The sequence below is a fragment of the Arsenophonus sp. aPb genome (assembly GCF_029873475.1).
Lineage (GTDB): Bacteria > Pseudomonadota > Gammaproteobacteria > Enterobacterales > Enterobacteriaceae > Arsenophonus.
The window spans coordinates 2183226-2202364 of the sequence record NZ_CP123499.1 but is presented as its reverse complement, the minus strand read 5'-3'; the positions used below and the strand labels follow the sequence as shown (position 1 = coordinate 2202364).

The 19139-nt window shown below is 39.2% G+C and carries 15 protein-coding genes; 13 read left to right on the top strand and 2 right to left on the bottom strand.

Features of this window, described 5'->3' with window-relative positions; all coding sequences use genetic code 11:
• The first annotated feature begins 106 nt into the window (after positions 1-106).
• The 7 genes from purL (at position 107) to glnB (ending at position 10466) form a co-directional block, all read left to right on the top strand.
• Entirely contained in the window at positions 107-3997 is a 3891-nt protein-coding gene (purL, locus tag QE177_RS09850) for a phosphoribosylformylglycinamidine synthase (protein ID WP_280549195.1), read from the top strand.
• A 503-nt stretch (positions 3998-4500) separates the two neighbouring features.
• Complete coding sequence (locus QE177_RS09845; RefSeq protein WP_280549193.1) at positions 4501-4701, top strand: hypothetical protein; 201 nt, start codon at positions 4501-4503, stop codon at positions 4699-4701.
• A gap of 143 nt (positions 4702-4844) precedes the next feature.
• Positions 4845-6284, top strand: coding sequence for a HAMP domain-containing sensor histidine kinase (locus QE177_RS09840; RefSeq protein ID WP_280549192.1), 1440 nt, complete (start codon positions 4845-4847; stop codon positions 6282-6284).
• Between the two features lie 44 nt (positions 6285-6328).
• On the top strand, positions 6329-7126 hold the full coding sequence (qseG, locus tag QE177_RS09835) for a two-component system QseEF-associated lipoprotein QseG (protein WP_280549190.1): 798 nt from the start codon (positions 6329-6331) through the stop codon (positions 7124-7126).
• A complete protein-coding gene (gene glrR / locus QE177_RS09830; protein ID WP_280549189.1) occupies positions 7123-8460 on the top strand; it encodes a two-component system response regulator GlrR in 1338 nt (445 codons plus the stop codon). Before qseG ends, glrR begins: the two co-directional genes overlap by 4 nt.
• A 29-nt stretch (positions 8461-8489) precedes the next feature.
• Positions 8490-10112, top strand: a complete 1623-nt coding sequence (locus tag QE177_RS09825; protein WP_280549188.1) for an NAD+ synthase — start codon at positions 8490-8492, stop codon at positions 10110-10112.
• 15 nt (positions 10113-10127) lie between these two features.
• The gene (gene glnB / locus QE177_RS09820; RefSeq protein ID WP_280549187.1) at positions 10128-10466 is read left to right on the top strand and encodes a nitrogen regulatory protein P-II; all 339 of its coding nucleotides are present in this window, start codon (positions 10128-10130) and stop codon (positions 10464-10466) included.
• Between the two features lie 109 nt (positions 10467-10575).
• On the opposite strand, the gene hmpA is transcribed toward glnB, so the two are convergent.
• Positions 10576-11784 (bottom strand): NO-inducible flavohemoprotein, encoded by a 1209-nt coding sequence (gene hmpA, locus QE177_RS09815; RefSeq protein ID WP_280549186.1) that lies wholly within the window; start codon positions 11782-11784, stop codon positions 10576-10578.
• A gap of 288 nt (positions 11785-12072) precedes the next feature.
• Here hmpA and glyA point away from each other — a divergent pair, with 288 nt between their 5' ends.
• The 3 genes from glyA (at position 12073) to QE177_RS09800 (ending at position 15231) form a co-directional block, all read left to right on the top strand.
• Positions 12073-13326: a serine hydroxymethyltransferase gene (glyA, locus tag QE177_RS09810; protein ID WP_280549185.1), complete on the top strand. Its 1254-nt coding sequence runs from the start codon at positions 12073-12075 to the stop codon at positions 13324-13326.
• Positions 13327-13414: 88 nt separating this feature from the next.
• On the top strand, positions 13415-14566 hold the full coding sequence (locus tag QE177_RS09805; RefSeq protein WP_280549184.1) for a 3-phenylpropionate MFS transporter: 1152 nt from the start codon (positions 13415-13417) through the stop codon (positions 14564-14566).
• A gap of 473 nt (positions 14567-15039) precedes the next feature.
• Positions 15040-15231 (top strand): hypothetical protein, encoded by a 192-nt coding sequence (locus QE177_RS09800; protein WP_280549183.1) that lies wholly within the window; start codon positions 15040-15042, stop codon positions 15229-15231.
• Positions 15232-15588: 357 nt separating this feature from the next.
• Here the strand turns inward: QE177_RS09800 and suhB are convergent, their stop codons facing one another.
• A complete protein-coding gene (gene suhB / locus QE177_RS09795; RefSeq protein ID WP_280549181.1) occupies positions 15589-16392 on the bottom strand; it encodes an inositol-1-monophosphatase in 804 nt (267 codons plus the stop codon).
• 125 nt (positions 16393-16517) lie between these two features.
• On the opposite strand from suhB, the gene trmJ reads away from it, so the two are divergent.
• From trmJ to QE177_RS09780, 3 genes are all read left to right on the top strand, one after another.
• Positions 16518-17246 (top strand): tRNA (cytosine(32)/uridine(32)-2'-O)-methyltransferase TrmJ, encoded by a 729-nt coding sequence (gene trmJ / locus QE177_RS09790; RefSeq protein WP_280549180.1) that lies wholly within the window; start codon positions 16518-16520, stop codon positions 17244-17246.
• Between the two features lie 87 nt (positions 17247-17333).
• Complete coding sequence (gene iscR / locus QE177_RS09785; RefSeq protein WP_280549179.1) at positions 17334-17828, top strand: Fe-S cluster assembly transcriptional regulator IscR; 495 nt, start codon at positions 17334-17336, stop codon at positions 17826-17828.
• An 81-nt stretch (positions 17829-17909) separates the two neighbouring features.
• Positions 17910-19124 carry an IscS subfamily cysteine desulfurase gene (locus tag QE177_RS09780; RefSeq protein WP_280549178.1) on the top strand — a complete coding sequence of 405 codons (1215 nt, stop codon included), beginning with the start codon at positions 17910-17912 and terminating at the stop codon, positions 19122-19124.
• The last annotated feature ends 15 nt before the right edge of the window (positions 19125-19139 follow it).

Sequence of the window (19139 nt, the reverse complement as noted above, 5' to 3'; positions counted from 1 at the left end):
TCACGCAAACGGTTTCGTAATGGCTCATGATGCTTTATAATAGTCGGCCAGTTTTCCTGAACCCTATGCTTCAGGCCAGCTTTATAAGTTAAGAGAACCTATTACTATGGAAATCCTGCGTGGCTCACCTGCTTTATCGACATTTCGCATTACTAAGCTTCTATCTTTATGCCAACAGCAACAACTGCCGGTTATTGACATTTATGCTGAATATGTACACTTTGCTGAACTTGGTGCGCCATTAAATCAGGATGATCGACAAAAACTGAGTAAATTGCTTCATTATGGCCCCTCATTAACTGAGCAACAGCCTACAGGCCAGTTACTTTTGGTTACTCCACGGCCAGGCACTATTTCACCTTGGTCTTCAAAGGCAACGGATATTGCTCATAACTGTGGATTACAGCAGGTGATCCGGCTTGAGCGTGGGATTGCTTATTATATTATTTATTCTGCACCATTGGATATATCACAATTGGATGATTTATCTGTCATTTTGCATGATCGAATGGTTGAAGCTGTTTGGACTTCTTTTGAGCAGGTAAAATCACTCTTTGTGCATCATAAGCCAGCGCCGATGGTAACAATAGAAATATTAAAAAATGGTCGTCGCGCACTTGAATTGGCAAATACTGAATTAGGGTTAGCGTTAGCCACAGATGAAATTGATTATTTGATGCATGCCTTCCAAACATTAGGGCGGAATCCAACGGATGTTGAACTCTATATGTTTGCGCAAGCTAATTCAGAACATTGTCGGCATAAAATATTTAATGCCAGTTGGGTTATTGATGGTAAAAAACAGCCTAATTCTTTGTTTAATATGATAAAAAATACTTATCAACAAACGCCAGATTATATTTTATCTGCTTATAAAGATAACGCTGCTGTGATGGAAGGATCGAATATTGGGCGTTTTTTTCCTGATCCAATAAGCGGTAAGTATGATTATCATTATGAAAATGCACATATTTTGATGAAAGTAGAAACTCATAACCACCCGACAGCTATTTCTCCTTGGCCAGGCGCTGCAACTGGCTCGGGCGGAGAAATACGCGATGAAGGCGCAACAGGACGTGGTGCAAAGCCTAAAGCGGGCTTAGTCGGATTTGCTGTTTCTAACTTACGTATTCCAGGTTTTAAACAACCTTGGGAACAAAATTTTGGTAAACCGCAGCGTATTGTTAGTGCGCTTGATATTATGCTTGATGGGCCATTGGGTAGCGCCGCTTTTAATAATGAATTTGGCCGACCCGCTTTGTTAGGTTATTTTCGTACTTATGAAGAACAAGTGAATAGTCATAATGGAGCAGAATTACGTGGCTATCACAAACCAATTATGTTAGCAGGTGGTATAGGTAATATTCGGGCAGAACATATTCAAAAGGGCAATATTCCGAGTGGCGCTAAATTAATTGTATTAGGCGGCCCATCAATGAATATTGGGCTGGGAGGCGGCGCAGCTTCATCGATGACTTCAGGGCAGTCTGATATTGATCTTGATTTCGCCTCGGTGCAACGTGATAACCCTGAAATGGAGCGTCGTTGTCAAGAGGTTATTGATTGCTGTTGGCAGTTAGGTGACGATAATCCGATTTTATTTATTCATGATGTTGGCGCAGGAGGGCTTTCTAATGCCATGCCTGAGCTAGTAAATGATGCGGGTCGAGGGGGGGTATTCGAACTACGCCAAATATTGAATGATGAACCAGGCATGAATCCACGTGAGATTTGGTGTAATGAATCTCAAGAGCGCTATGTATTGGCAGTGTTACCTGAACAACTTCCTTTATTTGAGTCTATCTGTCGTCGAGAACGCGCGCCATATGCCGTTGTTGGTGAAGCAACGGAAAATCGGGATCTAGTGCTTAATGATAGTTATTTTACTAATCAGCCTATTTGCATGCCGCTTGATGTTTTGTTAGGTAAAACACCAAAAATGCGACGTGATGTTAGTTCTCAACATGTAGCTGGTAAGCCGATTAATCGAGAGACGATAACCTTAACCGAAGCGGTTAAACGGGTATTACATTTACCTGCGGTCGCAGAGAAAACTTTTCTGATTACTATTGGCGATCGAAGTGTTACCGGAATGGTAGCGCGAGATCAAATGGTTGGTCCTTGGCAGATCCCGGTTGCTGATTGTGCGGTCACGACAGCCAGTTTAGACAGTTATTATGGCGAAGCTATGTCTATCGGTGAGCGCTCACCAATAGCACTATTGGATTATGCGGCATCTAGTCGGATGGCAGTTGGAGAAGCATTGACCAATATCGCTGCTGCTTATGTTCAGAGTTTAAAACGGGTGAAACTTTCCGCTAATTGGATGGTAGCTGCCGGACATCCTGGTGAAGATGCAGGTTTGTATCAAGCCGTGAAGGCGATTGGCGAGGAGCTATGTCCAGCATTAGGTCTAACCATCCCGGTTGGTAAAGATTCTATGTCAATGAAAACCACCTGGCATGAAGGCGAACAGATTTGTGAAATGACCGCGCCACTTTCTGTTGTTATTACCGCTTTTTCTCGAGTTGAAGATGTTCGTTTAACGGTTACACCTGAGCTGAAAAGTGATCAAGATAATGCATTATTATTAATAGATCTCGGGCAGGGTCATAATGCGTTGGGTGGTTCAGCATTGGCGCAGGTATACCGGCAATTAGGTGATTATCCACCTGATGTCCGTGATGCTAAATTATTAGCCGGTTTCTTTAATGGGATTCAGGCTCTGATTAAAGAACAAAAATTATTAGCTTATCATGATCGTTCTGATGGTGGCCTATTTGTGACATTAGCCGAAATGGCATTTGCCGGTCACTGTGGTTTGAATATTGATATTGGTCATTATGATAAAGATATCCTTGCGGCTTTATTCAGTGAAGAATTAGGTGCAGTCATCCAAATCAAACAAGCAGATAGGGAAAAGGTGGCAGCTTGTTTAGCTGAGCATGGGCTGGCTGAGTGTGTACATTATATTGGTAAGGCAATTAAAGACGATATTGTTGCTATCAACAGTGTCGGCAAAGAAATTTATCGCGAAAAGCGTAGCCAATTGCGTTTATGGTGGGCTGAGACCAGCTGGCAAATGCAACGTTTACGTGATAATCCTGAGTGTGCTGATCAAGAACATCAGGCTAAACAAGATCTGACAGATCCGGGATTGAATGTAAAATTAAACTTTGATCCAGCAGATGACATTGCTGCGCCCTATATTATGACAAACCGCGCACCGAAAGTGGCTGTTTTACGTGAACAGGGTGTCAATTCCCATGTTGAAATGGCGGCTGCATTTCACCGTGCAGGTTTTACTGCCATCGATGTGCATATGAGTGATTTGTTAGCAGACAGAGTAAAACTCGCAGATTTTCAGTTATTAGTTGCCTGTGGTGGCTTTTCTTATGGTGATGTATTGGGTGCGGGAGAAGGCTGGGCAAAATCAATTTTATTCAATACACGAGTACATGACCAATTCGCTAGCTTTTTTACTCGCTCTGATACTTTATCTTTAGGCATATGTAATGGTTGTCAAATGATGTCTAATCTCAATCAATTAATTCCAGGTGCTGAACATTGGCCACGATTTGTACGTAATCGTTCAGAACGCTTTGAAGCGCGTTTTAGCTTGGTAAAAGTGATGGAAAGTCCTTCGCTATTGTTACAAGATATGGCCGGTTGCCAACTACCAATAGCGGTTTCTCATGGTGAGGGACAAGTCGAGATGCGAAATATGGCTCATCTTGACCTGTTGGAAAAAAATCATTTAGTCGCGCTACGCTTTGTTGATAATTATGGTCAGGTTACTCAACAGTATCCAGCAAATCCAAATGGATCGATTAACGGTATTACTGCGGTAACCAGCTTAGATGGTCGGGCGACTATTATGATGCCGCATCCGGAGCGAGTATTTCGTACTGTTAGTCATTCCTGGCATCCTCAAGAGTGGGGCGAAGATAGCCCCTGGATGCGTATTTTCCGTAATGCCCGTCGGCAGTTGGGTTAATTAGATATTTTCTCCTATAGCTAATTAAAGTGATAAATTTTGGTTAGTGATAGCAGATAAAATGTAGCTTTAATCTTTTGATTGAAAATATGTAAAAAATTAATTTGATTGTGAGCTAAATTTAGCTGAAATTTAATGTTAATTTTTATTAAAATTATTTATTAGATTCCATAACTGTCGCTAATTAGCAAAGTAAGTAAAATAAATTGTCTCAAAACGGAGACATTTAATTGTATGATTTTTTATTAGTATCTAGTTCACTCAATGAAATGTCGCTAATAGGCGACATTTTTACTAGAATCAGGGCATTAAATTTAATTAAAAACCATTTTAAAGCCTTAAGAAATTTATTTTTTGTTATATTTCAATTAATTATAATAAATTTGAAAAAGATGGCATATGAATTGCATATTATATTAGGTAGTTGCTCATTCAACTTTTTATGTCGGTCCCAATATAGAGGGATGTATACCACATAAGCCAGGAATGATGCCAAAAGTAAGGTGCCTACCGTCCAACAGCATGATATAGCTTATAACCTGCTTTATCAAACATCGGGCGACACGTGGAGTGAGGCACCATCTATAAAAATTCGCTGCTGTCCTCGCCGATATGGGCGGGGTGCAGGCAGTGGGTTATTCGATAAAGTATTTATTGCCTTAGATGCAATGTTATCTACCTTCCTTGCTGTATTTCCTTATTAATTATTTAAAATTTCACCCTTGATTTTCGTGATTAAAAGGCTGTTTTTAACATAACAATCGATTAGATATTTTTATTAAATTGGTAGCCAAATTCACTATCGCATAAAAGTTCTGTTACCATAATAGTATGAATAGGTAATGAGATGATTTCTTTGAATAAGTGGCATTCTTTTCCGCGCTCACTACGCCAACTGGTGGTGATGGCTTTTTTATTGGTTCTTTTGCCGTTATTAATATTGGCATATCAGGCCTATCAAAGTTTAGATGAGTTGAGTACTCAAGCAGCTGATATCAATCGTACCACTCTACTTGATGCCAGGCGAAGTGAAATTATGACCAGTACTGCGCTTGAAATGGAGCGTAGTTATCGCCAATATTGTGTGTTAAACGATCAAACTTTTGCAGCGCTTTATAAGAAAAAACGGCAAGAATATAGTGAGATGCTAGCTCGCCAGCTAACTATTTTGCCTGATAAAAACCAAATCGCGACTATTCAAACCTTACTAGAAGAGCTCTCCGATTTAAAATGCGAAAATAATTCGCCTATTCCTGAAATGGCAACGGCCCTTGAACATTTTTCGGTTACCAATAACCAATTAGTACAATTAACACGTGATGTAGTCTTTGGACGTGGTACTCAATTGCAGAATGCTATTGCTGAAAAAGGGCAATATTTTGGTTGGCAAACGCTAATTGTCTTTTTATTGAGTGTATTATTAGTTGTGTTATTTACTAGAATGATTATTGGTCCGGTTAAAGCTATTGAGCGTATGATTAATCATCTTGGGGCAGGAGGAACACTTCTTACCAGACTTGAGCGTTTTAAAGGCCCCAGTGAGTTACGTTCATTGGCTCAGCGTATTGTTTGGTTGAGTGAGCGACTTCGTTGGCTGGAGTCACAACGTCATGAATTTTTACGTCATATTTCTCATGAATTAAAAACACCTTTAGCCAGCATGCGTGAAGGGGCTGAATTATTAGCCGATGAAGTAGCAGGGCCTCTAACTTTAGATCAACGAGAAGTTGTCGCTATTTTGGATAATAGTAGTAAACATTTACAACAACTCATTGAGCAATTATTAGACTATAATCGTCAATTAGCCGATGGGCCAGCACAGATTCAGCAGATTGATTTAACCAAGTTGGTGGCAAATGTTGTTTCTTCACATAACCTAACGGCTAGAGCTAAAAATATGCAAACTGAAATTGAGTTGAATATTACACACTGTCGCGCAGAGCCTACTTTTTTGGCCAGAGTGATCGATAATCTCTATTCTAATGCCGTGCACTACGGTTCTGAATCGGGTAAGATTTGGATACTAAGTAATGAAACTGATGATAAACTCCAGATCGATATCGCTAATACAGGAACTCCCATCCCAGAATCTGAACAAAATATGATTTATGAGCCTTTTTTTCAGGGATCTTTATTGCGTAAAGGGGCAGTAAAGGGTAGCGGGTTAGGATTAAGTATTGCCCAAGATTGTATTAAGAGAATGAATGGTCAATTATTGCTTATCGACTATCAGTTTGCTGATGTCTGTTTTCGTATTGAACTACCACTAACCACAGAGTATGAATAATGCCAAATTGGTCTAATTACAACATCCTAATAGCCGCAGGGATAATGCGGAAAACATGGCATATTGCATCAGCGAGGCTAAGTTGTGAGGGATTTTTTTCCACTAAATGGAAAATAAACTTAACCACACTTTTTTTACCCTTTTTATTAATAGCTTGTAGTAAATCTCACCATCCATTACCGCTGGATATGATAAATGAATCGATGCCAATAGAAGAACGTATAACAGATTATCGCTATGTAAATTGTGAAAAAATATGGAGTATTGAGAGTGAGAGTGCTTCAGATAATCCGCTTTACTGGTTGAGAATAGTTGATTGCGCTAATAGGTTGAATAAAGAGCAAGCGCGTTTGATGGCTAAAACTCTCCAGTTAATTAATTGGCAGAATGTTTTTCGTCACAGTATTTTACTCGATGTTGCCGAACCAACCGTCATCGTTCGGCGTAAGATGATTGATAATTTGAATATTTATAGTTTGCAGTTCCCTTCACCTATACGACCACTATTAGAATTATGGCGTGAAAAGCAAATACAGATTGTTAATCTTGAAGAAGCAAATGCTAAATATTTACGTTTACAACAAGAAAGCGATAATAAACTAGATAGGCTTGCTGAACAAAATGCTCATCTAGCCTATGAATTAAATATTGTCTCACGTAAGTTGGAAAATCTGAAAGATATTGAACGACAACTTTCTTCGCGTAAACAGGAACAAGCTATTTCGAGCGGAAAAATGGATAAAAGTAGTGCCAATTCAGCATCAAATAGTGGCGAGCCGAAAACCACCGATGTGACTAAAGAGGCGCAACAGGCTGATAAAATTGGAGAAAATGCGCAATGACAGTGCATAAATCAGCTAACCTACTTTTGGTAGATGATGATCCCGGTCTGTTGAAATTATTGGGTATGCGTTTGACCAGCGAAGGATTTAAGGTGGTTACCGCAGAAAATGGCGCGGATGCCTTGAAAATTCTAGCAAAAGATAAAATTGATTTGGTTATCAGTGACTTGCGTATGGATGAAATGGATGGCATGGCACTTTTTGCTGAGATACAGAAACAACAGCCAGGCATGCCGGTTATTATCTTAACAGCGCATGGTTCAATTCCTGATGCGGTAGCTGCAACTCAAAGAGGGGTATCAAGTTTTCTTACTAAGCCGGTTGATCGTGATGCCCTTTATAAAGCAATCGGCGAAGCCTTGGCCATGTCAATTTCGGTTTCTGATGAAAATTGGAGTGAAGAAATTGTCACTCGTAGCCCGATAATGCTTCGTTTGTTAGAACAGGCACGTATGGTGGCCCAATCTGATGTTAGTGTATTAATCAATGGCCAAAGTGGTACCGGCAAAGAAGTATTGGCTCGAGCAATTCATCGTGCTAGCCCTAGAGCTAAAAAGCCTTTTATTGCAATTAACTGTGGGGCTTTACCTGAGCAGCTTTTAGAATCTGAGCTGTTTGGGCATGCAAAGGGCGCTTTTACCGGTGCGGTTACTCATCGTGAGGGTTTGTTTCTTGCTGCGCAAGGTGGAACATTATTCCTTGATGAAATTGGTGATATGCCTTTGTCACTTCAAGTGAAACTATTACGGGTTTTGCAAGAACGTAAAGTTCGCCCTTTAGGTAGTAACCGTGATCTCGATATTGATGTTCGAATTATTTCAGCGACTCATCGTGATTTGCCAAAGGCAATGGAAAAGAATGAATTTCGTGAAGACCTCTATTACCGTTTGAATGTGGTAAATATTAAAATTCCTGCGCTTAATGAACGTCCAGAAGATATTCCTTTATTAGCTAATCACTTGTTAAGGGAATTAATAAAGCGTCATAAACCTTTTGTGCGTAGCCTATCGAGGGATGCGATGAAATGTTTAATGGCAGCAAGTTGGCCGGGCAATGTAAGGCAATTAGTGAATGTTATTGAGCAGTGCGTTGCATTAACAACTGCGCCGGTTATTAGTGAAGCACTAGTCATTCAGGCACTGCAAGGCGAGAATACCGCGTTACCTACTTTTGTTGAGGCTCGTAACCAATTTGAACTTAATTATTTGCGCAAATTGTTACAAATGACAAAAGGCAATGTTACCCACGCAGCGCGTATGGCAGGTCGAAATCGAACAGAGTTTTATAAATTATTAGCCAGGCATAAACTGGATGCTAATGATTTTAAAGAATAATAATTATTATGTCTGGAGAGTGAAATTTTATGAACCGAACGCTGAATATTGCACTAGCACAATTAAATTGGCTGGTAGGTGATATTGAAGGCAACTGTGAACGCATGTTGCAGGAAGCTAAGGCTCAACAGTTGCAGGGTGCGGATCTTATTGTGTTTTCGGAATTGGCTTTAACTGGCTATCCGCCGGAGGATTTACTTTTTCGGTCGGATTTTTACCAACGCTGTAGTAAACAGCTAGATCGCCTTAAAGACGCTAGTCAAAATATAGCCATTGTCGTTGGGCATCCATGGCAGCAAAATGAAAAATGTTATAATGCATTGTCATTTTTCTGGCAGGGGAAATTGGTAGCGCGTTATTTTAAGCAACAATTGCCTAATTATGGTGTTTTTGATGAAAAGCGCTATTTCTATGCTGGTCACGAAAGCTGTGTCTTATCTTTTAAAGGTTATAAGCTAGGTTTTTTAATTTGTGAAGATGTTTGGTTTGATGAACCGGTTGATAAAATTAAAGCGCTAGGTGCTGATATCCTGATTATCATTAATGCTTCACCTTATAATCGCGAAAAACCCCATATCCGTACAAGGTTATTAAAATCTCATAGTCAAAGAACGCATTTGCCAATTGTCTATTTAAACCAGGTTGGCGGACAGGATGAACTTATATTTGATGGTGGCTCAAAAGTATTTAATGGAAAGGGTGAGGTAACGCATTATTTAGCGCAGTTTGCTGAGCAAGTAATTCGGTGTAAATTTAATGATTGCGAACCGTTGCCAGTAGCTAATTTAGCTAAAACTTTATCGTCTACCGCTCAAGTTTATGAAGCATTAGTTATGGCAACCCGTGACTATATTAATAAAAATGGCTTCTCTGGTGTTATTTTGGGATTATCAGGCGGGATTGATTCAGCTTTAACCTTGGCTATTGCAGTGGATGCTTTAGGAAAAGATAAAGTTCAGGCAGTAATGATGCCTTTTAAATATACTGCTGAGATAAGCATCCATGATGCCGAAGAACAGGCAGCATTGTTAGGGATTGAATTTGCGATAGTATCTATTGAAGCTATGTATGATGCATTTATGGCTGGTTTGTCGCCCTTATTTGCAGATATGGCTCCCGATACTACCGAAGAAAATTTGCAGGCTCGCTGCCGGGCTATCATTCTGATGGCAATATCCAATAAGAGTGGCCGTTTAGTATTAACGACCAGCAACAAAAGTGAATCGGCGGTAGGTTATACTACCCTTTACGGTGATATGGCCGGCGGTTTTGCGGTGCTTAAAGATGTACCAAAGACGTTAATATTTGAGCTAGCAAAATATCGTAATACCATTTCAGCAAACATCCCTCAGCGCGTGATTGAGCGGCCGCCTACTGCTGAGCTAGCGCCAGGGCAACTTGATCAGGATAGTCTACCACCTTATCCTGTGTTGGATGCGATCTTGGAAGGTTATGTAGAACAGGATAAATCGGTCAGTGAATTAGTGGCGGCTGGATTTGATGAGGTAACAGTACGTAGGGTGATCAAGCTAGTTGATATTAATGAATATAAACGACGTCAAGCACCGATAGGCCCACGCGTTACAATTCGAAATTTCAATAAGGATAGGCGTTACCCAATTACTTCGGCTTTTGGTCGTAAAAACTGGTGATAATAGGATAATTTGATGAAGAAAATTGATGCAATTATCAAACCGTTCAAGCTAGATGATGTAAGAGAAGCCTTAGCAGATGTCGGCATAACCGGAATGACAGTCACGGAAGTAAAAGGGTTTGGACGACAAAAAGGTCATACAGAGCTTTATCGCGGCGCAGAATATATGGTTGATTTTTTGCCTAAAGTAAAAATTGAAATTGTTGTTCCAGATGACATTGTTGACAGTTGTGTCGAGACAATAACGCAAACGGCACAGACGGGAAAAATTGGTGATGGTAAAATCTTTGTTTATGATATTGCTAATGTGATCCGGATTCGAACCGGCGAGCAGGATGAAGCGGCTATTTGATTTTAAAGGGTAACAGATGGTTGAAAGTTACAAAGGAGTTGATATGGAATCTGTAACCTCCTATCCCACCTGTTACCACTTATCTTGCTTTTAGTGATAGTTTTAATGGTTATGGTTCATTTCCCTCAATAACTTTATGTGGCCCAAAACACTCATAGTGGATGTGACAGGTATTTACTCCCATGGCGAGCAACTGCTTGGCAATAAATTGCATAAAGTTGACAGGGCCACAGAAGTAGTAATGCATATTGTTAATATTAAGCTGTTGTTTTACTTTTGACAGATTCATTAGTCCTTGGTATTGATACTGTTCTGGTTGTCTGTCTTGCTCACGTGGTTTGTTATACCAAACGGCACTGAAGCCATGAATAAAATCGGTTAATTTATCTTTTACTTCATTAGCAAAAGCGTGATGTCCACCATGCTCTGTCGCATGTAGCCAATTTAATGGCGCTTTATGTTGTTGTTGTTGTAATTTTTCCAACATGCTTATCATTGGTGTTAAGCCGACACCGGCTGAAATCAACGTTACTGGTGTATCAGTATTGACTGCCAAAAAAAAATCTCCGCAAGGTGGTGCCAATTTGACGATATCACCTTCTTTTATATTATTATGCAGATAGTTCGACACACTCCCTTTTTCTTCACGCTTTACCGCAATACAATAATTTTCGCCATTAGGCGCATTGGTTAATGAGTATTGCCGAATTTGCTGATTGGTTAGTCTTTCACGATCCTGTAAATAAATGGTTAAATATTGTCCTGGAAGAAAATCGACTATCTCATTACCATCTGCTGGAATAAATTGAAAACTGGTGATCGTTTCGCTACGCGGGATCTTTTTAGCCACTTTGAAGCGACGCAAACCACGCCAACCGCCGATATTTTCTTCATTTGTTTTATAGATTTGTTCTTCACGGTTAATAAAGATATCGGCCAGCACATCAAAAGCTTTAGCCCAGGCATCAATAATTTCTTTTCCCGGTTGAAATAACTCATCAATGGTATGTAATAGATGTCGACCAACTATCGAATAATGTTCAGGTTTTATGTTCAGGCTAGCATGTTTGTGGGCAATTTTTTCAACCGCAGGTAGTAAGGCTGAAACATTATCAATATTGGCAGCATAGGCGCAAATAGCATTAAATAAAGCTTCTCTTTGAGCACCATTAATTTGATGACTCATATTGAAAATATCTTTTAATTCAGGGTTATGTTGAAACATCCGTTGATAAAAATGAGCGGTTAATTTAGGACCAGTGGAAACAATAAGAGGAATAGTTGATTTAACGGTGGCGATAGTTTGAGTATCAATCATATTAAATTCCTAAAGTTAGCTAAGGACTTAAAGTTGCATTTAAAATGAAACTTAAATTGTTTCAGGTTAAAAGTAAATAATTAATTGTAAAAATGAGATTGAGTTAGCGTATTTTAGTTGGCGATAAAATCGCTATTGATAAATGTTTACATTTGATAATACCTATACGGCAAACGTTTGCGTGATTTTTTATTTTGGGGCTATCTCAGTGAGCTAAAAGAGTTTACACTGTGTGCTATTCATTTAATTGAATAGCGATTTAAAATGTGGCTGAGTCAGGAGAAGTAAATGTTAAAGCGTGAAATGAGTATTGCAGATTATGACCAAGAACTATGGCAGGCAATGGAAAATGAAGTTAAGCGTCAGGAAGAGCATATTGAGTTAATCGCTTCAGAAAATTATACCAGTCCAAGAGTCATGCAGGCTCAAGGTTCCCAACTTACTAATAAATACGCCGAAGGCTATCCAGGTAAGCGTTATTATGGTGGTTGTGAATATGTTGATATTGTTGAGCAACTTGCTATTGATCGGGCAAAAACTTTATTTGATGCGGATTTTGCTAATGTCCAGCCACACTCAGGTTCGCAAGCTAATACTGCTGTTTATATGGCATTATTGCAACCCGGTGATACGGTATTAGGCATGAATTTGGCACATGGGGGACATTTAACTCACGGATCACCCGTCAATTTTTCCGGTAAGCTTTATAATATCGTTCCTTATGGTATCGATGAAAATGGTAAAATTGATTACGACGATATAGCTACTCAGGCACAAAAATATAAACCTAAAATGATTATTGGTGGTTTTTCTGCTTATTCAGGCGTGGTAGATTGGGCTAAAATGCGTCAAATTGCAGATAGCGTAGGTGCTTATTTATTTGTTGATATGGCGCATGTCGCGGGTTTGATCGCAGCTGGTGTTTATCCTAATCCTGTTCCTCATGCGCATGTTGTGACCACCACCACCCATAAGACTTTGGCCGGCCCTCGTGGTGGTTTGATTTTGGCTAAAGGTGGTGATGAAGAGTTTTACAAAAAACTAAATTCTGCTGTATTCCCTGGCGCTCAAGGCGGTCCGTTAATGCATGTTATTGCTGGTAAAGCGGTTGCATTAAAAGAAGCGATGGAGCCTGAATTTAAAACCTATCAACAGCAAGTGGCTAAAAATGCGAAAACGATGGTTGAAGTTTTTATCAAACGTGGCTACAAGGTTGTTTCTGGTGGAACTGAAAACCATTTATTTTTATTAGATTTAGTGGATAAAGGGATCACCGGTAAAGAGGCAGATGCTGCACTGGGTCGTGCTAATATTACCGTCAATAAAAATAGTGTACCGAATGATCCTAAGGGCCCATTTGTTACTTCCGGTATTCGTATAGGGTCACCTGCCATTACTCGTCGTGGATTTAAAGAAAAAGAATCAGCTGAATTGGCCAATTGGATATGTGATATTTTGGACAAGATTGATGATGTAAGTGTGATCCAAAATGTAAAACAAAAAGTATTGTTGATGTGCCAGCAGTTTCCTGTTTATGCATAAATAAGTTAAAATTTAGTGATTCGTTTCAGCCCGTTTTAGTTGTTAACTGAATCGGGCTTTTTACATGATAATCAAATGGGAATAAATAATGATTATTCCATCAACACGTTGGCTTGCGTTAGATTATTTCACTTATTTTTTTGTTTATGGCATTTTTTTGCCTTTTATCGCAATTTGGCTACATGGTGAAGGGCATGAGGCTGATATAATCGGGATTTTGTTAGCAGCCGGCCTTAGCGCACGTTTTATTGGTTCTTTGATGATCGCACCGATAGTAAAAGGCTCTCGTCACCTAATTACCACTTTGCGTCTATTTGCTGGTTTAACGTTGATCTTTGCTATTGGATTTATCGTCAGTTCATACTGGTTGTGGTTATTATTTATCATGTTGGCTTTTAATCTTTTTTTTTCACCGATGATACCTTTAACCGATGCCTTAGCCGCTAGCTGGCAAAAACAGATAACATTTGATTATGGTAAAGTAAGGGTTTGGGGTTCGGTAGCATTTATTATTAGCGCTTCTTGGATGGGGTATTTAGCCAATAACTGGGGGCATAAAATAATTATCTACGCATTACTTGCCAGCATAGTCATTATGCTGTTGACGATGTTATTACAACCTACTGTTATGCCTAAAGCCACTTATCGCCAGATCGCTAATTCAACTTTATCATTAAAACAATTATTGCTTGATAGCTCAGTCTGGCGTTTTTTACTCTGTATTACCTTATTACAGAGCTCTCATGCCGCTTATTATGGTTTTTCTTCAATTTATTGGAAAGAAGTCGGCTATTCCGATGGTATTATCGGTCTGTTATGGTCTTTAAGTATTGTTGCTGAAGTGATTGTGTTTACCTTTAGTTATGTCCTTTTTCGTCATTGGCAGGCGAGTGGATTATTATTGTTAGCAGCAAGTTGTGCGGTGATTCGTTGGGGCTTAATGGCCAGTTTTACCGCTTTACCGATACTGATAGTGAGCCAACTTTTACATAGTGGTACTTTTACTGTTTGTCATCTTGCGGCGATGCGTTTTATTAGTGCCCGTAACGAAGATGAAATTATTCGTCTACAAGCATTTTATTCGGCACTGGGCTTAGGAGCCGGGTTAGCGATAGTGACAATCGTTGTAGGTTTTGTTTATGAACATTTTCCTTTTCATCATAACTGGGTATTTTGGTTAATGTCATTGATTGCCATTCCAGCGCTATTTATTCGACCGCGTGAAAATTCACATCATTAAATTCGATGATATAGCCGAACTAGTAAGCTAAACTTGTTCATTTAGCTTGAATAACAGATAAATATTAACCAAGGATACAAATAAAATTTTTTATATTAAAACTAAGCAAGTTGGCCAATCATTAAAATCTTCCCTTGTAGCAAACAGCAATTCAATATTCCCTCATTACGCTCATTGCTTATAACCTAAATGACGAATTGCTGATTAAATCTATCCTGCCATATTGAAATATATAACCTAGTGCGAAAGTGTATTTTATCCAAAATTACTTTGACTAGTTGATAAACTAAATTAATAGATTGGTTATTTAATATTATTTATATATATATTTATTGCAAAAATGTATAAAAACATAATGGAAATGATTATTATTTGCTTTATCATTTGTAACATTGCTATTTAGGTTAGTAAACTCAATCGTAATGAATAAGGTCATCTATTAATTAGGCGTCACAATACCCTAGGAGATTGAAATGAATTATTCAGTAAAATACGGATTGATAATATTATCAATGAGTTACATGGTTTCATTTTTGTTCCCTTCAATGGCAATGGCGGCCAATGACAAAAAAGATAAGCAATATATGTGTCACAACTGGCACGGTTATCTAAACAAGCAAATGGATTTATTTGATCAGCCTGTTAGTGCTGCTAATGAAAAATAAGCCTTACAATCAGCGATGGGGATAATAGAAGAGAAAGTTAAAGCGTCTAGTGATGCTAATCAAAAAATTCATACTCAACGATGTGATGAACAGTCAGCTCATTAAAATTAACTAAAAACATCTATAAAATACCCCTTAATACCTAAATAGGGATAGGGGGTTTAATAGACAATTAAGCGATAAGGCGGCATCGACAATAACAGCAAATCTGGAAAATATTTGCCAGTTTATCTAACCACTAAAGCTGTGACAAATCCCTGCCATTTTGACAACTGCCACAAACGAGTTAATGATATAACCACGCTATCCAGACATCATTAACTAAATATAAATATTGGCTATAGCAATTATTATTTTTTAGCTTTTTAATGAATCGCTTAACTCACTCTGCATTTCTGGTACCATTTTTTTCACCATACGTGGACTGCCTGCCAGCAAATTGCCTGATGAGAGATAATTATGACCGCCAACAAAGTCAGTTATAACCCCACCTGCTTCACGTACTAATAGTTCTCCAGCCATAAAATCCCAAGGTTTTAAACCAATTTCAAAAAAGGCATCGACGCGACCAGCAGCAACATAAGCTAAGTCTAAAGCTGCTGAACCAGTACGGCGAAAATCGGCGCATTTTTTAAATAGTTTAGCGATAATATTAATATATGCGGCTGAATGTTGTTTCGCTTTGAAAGGAAAAGCCGTGGCAATAATTGCCCCTTCTAATTCATTGGTATTTTTAAGACGCAGGCGGTAACCGTTTAATTGTGCTCCTTGCCCTCGTACTGCAGTAAATAGCTCATTAAGCATAGGATTATAAATGACGGCGACTTCTGTACGGCCGTTAATACGTACCGCTATAGAAACGGAAAAATGGGGTAAACGTTTAGTAAAATTGGTTGTGCCATCCAACGGATCAATAACCCATTGAATATCATTTTTCTCACCAACTATTTGACCACTTTCTTCCGTAATAATGGTATGAGTAGGATAAGATTTCTGGATGACTTCAATAATAATTTGTTCTGCTTTTTTATCAATGTTGGTCACAAAATCATTTTGGCCTTTTGCCATTATTTCGATAGAATCGGGTTTTTCATAGCTTTTAGCAATAAAGTTACCTGCTTGGCGAGCTGCTCGTATAGCAATAGTTAGCATTGGATGCATGGGTTATTTCCACTGGAATGTTAAAGAACAAGGATTAAGCGAAGCCGGCAGTATAACAGAGATTCGTCAACATGACTATGATTGTGGTAGAATAGCCTGATGATCAACGCCAAATAAAGACAATCATGTTAAAAAATATTCGCATTATTTTGGTTGAAACCTCGCATACAGGAAATATGGGATCAACTGCCCGTGCGATGAAAACGATGGGACTGACTAATTTATACTTAGTTAATCCACTGCTTTTACCCGATTCACAAGCCATTGCATTATCTGCTGGCGCCAGTGATGTTATTGGTCAAGCGACTATCGTGGAGACATTAGATCAAGCTTTGCATGGATGCAGTTTGGTAATTGGAAGTAGTGTGCGGGCTCGTACTTTATCATGGCCACAGGTGACGCCGCGAGAATGTGGCGAAAAAACCATCCATCAGGCAGCAAATTCTCCGGTGGCTATTATTTTTGGCCGCGAACGTGTTGGTTTAACCAATGAAGAATTACAGAAATGCCAATATCATCTTCATATTCCAACAAACCCTGAATATGGTTCACTCAATTTGGCCATGGCTGTTCAATTGATCTGTTATGAAATTCGTATGGCATACCTGGCAATAAATGAAAAAAAATCCTCGGTAGATAATGAAGATAAGGTACAATATCCGCCAATTGAGGATATAGAACGTTTTTATATCCATCTTGAAGCAGTGCTCAATGCATCTGGATTTATCAGAAAGCGTCACCCTGGACAAATCATGAATAAATTGCGACGTTTATTTACTCGAGCGCATCCTGAAGTGCAGGAACTCCATATTTTACGTGGTGTTCTCACATCAATTGAAAAATGGCATAAATAATAGTTGAGTAAATTACTAGGTTAAATAGTTGACTAAAATACTCAGGAATGACACAATTTTTGTCACATTTAACTATGGGGATATATTATGAGACTCACATCTAAAGGACGCTATGCAGTAACAGCCATGCTGGATGTGGCATTGCATTCAAAGTCTGGGCCGGTGCCATTGGCTGATATATCGGAACGCCAAGGAATTTCGCTTTCTTATCTTGAGCAACTGTTCTCTCGACTTCGCAAAAATGAATTAGTTGCCAGTGTTCGTGGTCCTGGCGGCGGATATTTATTAGGTCGCGACGCGAAAACTATTTTTATCGCTCAAGTTATTTCGGCTGTTGATGAGTCTGTTGATGCAACTCGCTGTCAGGGAAGAAAAGAAGGCTGCCAAGGTGGAGAGCGTTGTTTGACCCATGCACTATGGCGTGATTTAAGTGACCGTATTACCAGTTTTCTTAGTAATATTAGCTTAGAAGAATTGGTCAATAATCAAGAAGTACAAGAAGTTGCTGATCGTCAAGATAACGATAAACACCATGTGAGAGTGACTCCTCAATCCGAACCCATTATTAATATGCGAGCATAAATTGAACGGTTCTGCAAAATAGAGTAATTGCAAAGTAATAAAATTTTGAGACGTTTTTCGTCTTATGGAGCTAGTGAGTTAATGAAACTACCGATTTATTTAGACTACTCGGCGACCACACCGGTTGATCCTCGTGTCGCTGAAAAAATGATGCAGTGTATGACTATGGATGGCAATTTTGGAAATCCGTCATCCCGTTCTCACGTTTTTGGCTGGCGGGCTGAAGAGGCTGTTGATATTGCGCGTAATCAGATTGCTGAGTTAATTAATGCGGATCCGCGCGAGATTGTTTTTACTTCAGGAGCGACTGAATCAGATAACTTGGCTGTGAAAGGGGTTGCCAATTTTTATCAGAAAAAAGGCAAACATATCATTACCAGCAAAACTGAGCATAAAGCGGTTTTGGACACTTGCCGTCAACTTGAGCGTGAAGGTTTTGAAGTGACTTACCTTGCGCCAAAAAGTAGTGGTCTTATTGATTTACATGAACTTGAAGCCGCTATGCGTGTTGATACAATTTTGCTGTCAATCATGCATGTTAATAATGAGATAGGTATTATTCAAGATATTGCCGCTATGGGTGAACTTTGCCGTAATCGAGGTATTGTTTTTCATGTTGATGCGACCCAATCAGTAGGTAAATTACCGATTGATTTGAGTAAACTAAAAATTGATTTAATGTCTTTTTCAGCACATAAACTGTATGGACCGATGGGAATAGGCGCACTTTATGTACGTCGTAAACCCCGTATTCGACTTGAAGCCCAGCAGCATGGTGGTGGCCATGAACGAGGGATGCGCTCAGGGACATTACCAGTACACCAGATTGTAGGAATGGGTGAAGCTTATCGGATTGCTAAAGCAGAAATGGCAGTAGAATCTGATAGATTACGCGCCTTACGCCAACGTTTGTGGAACGGTATTAAGGATATTGAAGAGGTTTATCTTAATGGGGATCTGGCCAATGGCGCTCCTCATATTCTTAATGTTAGTTTTAACTATGTGGAAGGTGAATCATTGATGATGGCGCTTAAAGATTTGGCTGTCTCATCAGGTTCTGCATGTACATCGGCAAGTCTTGAACCTTCATATGTACTAAGAGCATTAGGAATGAATGATGAGTTAGCACATAGTTCAATTCGTTTCTCCTTTGGTCGATTCACGACAGAAGAAGAAATCGATTATGCCATCCAGCTAATCCACGATGCAATAGGTCGGCTGCGTGATCTTTCTCCCCTATGGGAGATGTATAAGCAGGGTGTCGATCTTAATAGCATCGAATGGGCTCATCATTAATAGACGAATAGACGG

Coding starts and splice junctions, on each gene's coding strand:
- QE177_RS09780 (WP_280549178.1), top strand. CDS start 17,910: ATGAAACTACCGATTTATTTAGACTACTCGGCGACCACACCGGTTGAT.
- suhB (WP_280549181.1), bottom strand. CDS start 16,392: ATGCATCCAATGCTAACTATTGCTATACGAGCAGCTCGCCAAGCAGGT.
- purL (WP_280549195.1), top strand. CDS start 107: ATGGAAATCCTGCGTGGCTCACCTGCTTTATCGACATTTCGCATTACT.
- QE177_RS09825 (WP_280549188.1), top strand. CDS start 8,490: ATGAACCGAACGCTGAATATTGCACTAGCACAATTAAATTGGCTGGTA.
- qseG (WP_280549190.1), top strand. CDS start 6,329: ATGCGGAAAACATGGCATATTGCATCAGCGAGGCTAAGTTGTGAGGGA.
- hmpA (WP_280549186.1), bottom strand. CDS start 11,784: ATGATTGATACTCAAACTATCGCCACCGTTAAATCAACTATTCCTCTT.
- glrR (WP_280549189.1), top strand. CDS start 7,123: ATGACAGTGCATAAATCAGCTAACCTACTTTTGGTAGATGATGATCCC.
- glyA (WP_280549185.1), top strand. CDS start 12,073: ATGTTAAAGCGTGAAATGAGTATTGCAGATTATGACCAAGAACTATGG.
- glnB (WP_280549187.1), top strand. CDS start 10,128: ATGAAGAAAATTGATGCAATTATCAAACCGTTCAAGCTAGATGATGTA.
- QE177_RS09800 (WP_280549183.1), top strand. CDS start 15,040: ATGAATTATTCAGTAAAATACGGATTGATAATATTATCAATGAGTTAC.
- trmJ (WP_280549180.1), top strand. CDS start 16,518: ATGTTAAAAAATATTCGCATTATTTTGGTTGAAACCTCGCATACAGGA.
- QE177_RS09840 (WP_280549192.1), top strand. CDS start 4,845: ATGATTTCTTTGAATAAGTGGCATTCTTTTCCGCGCTCACTACGCCAA.
- iscR (WP_280549179.1), top strand. CDS start 17,334: ATGAGACTCACATCTAAAGGACGCTATGCAGTAACAGCCATGCTGGAT.
- QE177_RS09805 (WP_280549184.1), top strand. CDS start 13,415: ATGATTATTCCATCAACACGTTGGCTTGCGTTAGATTATTTCACTTAT.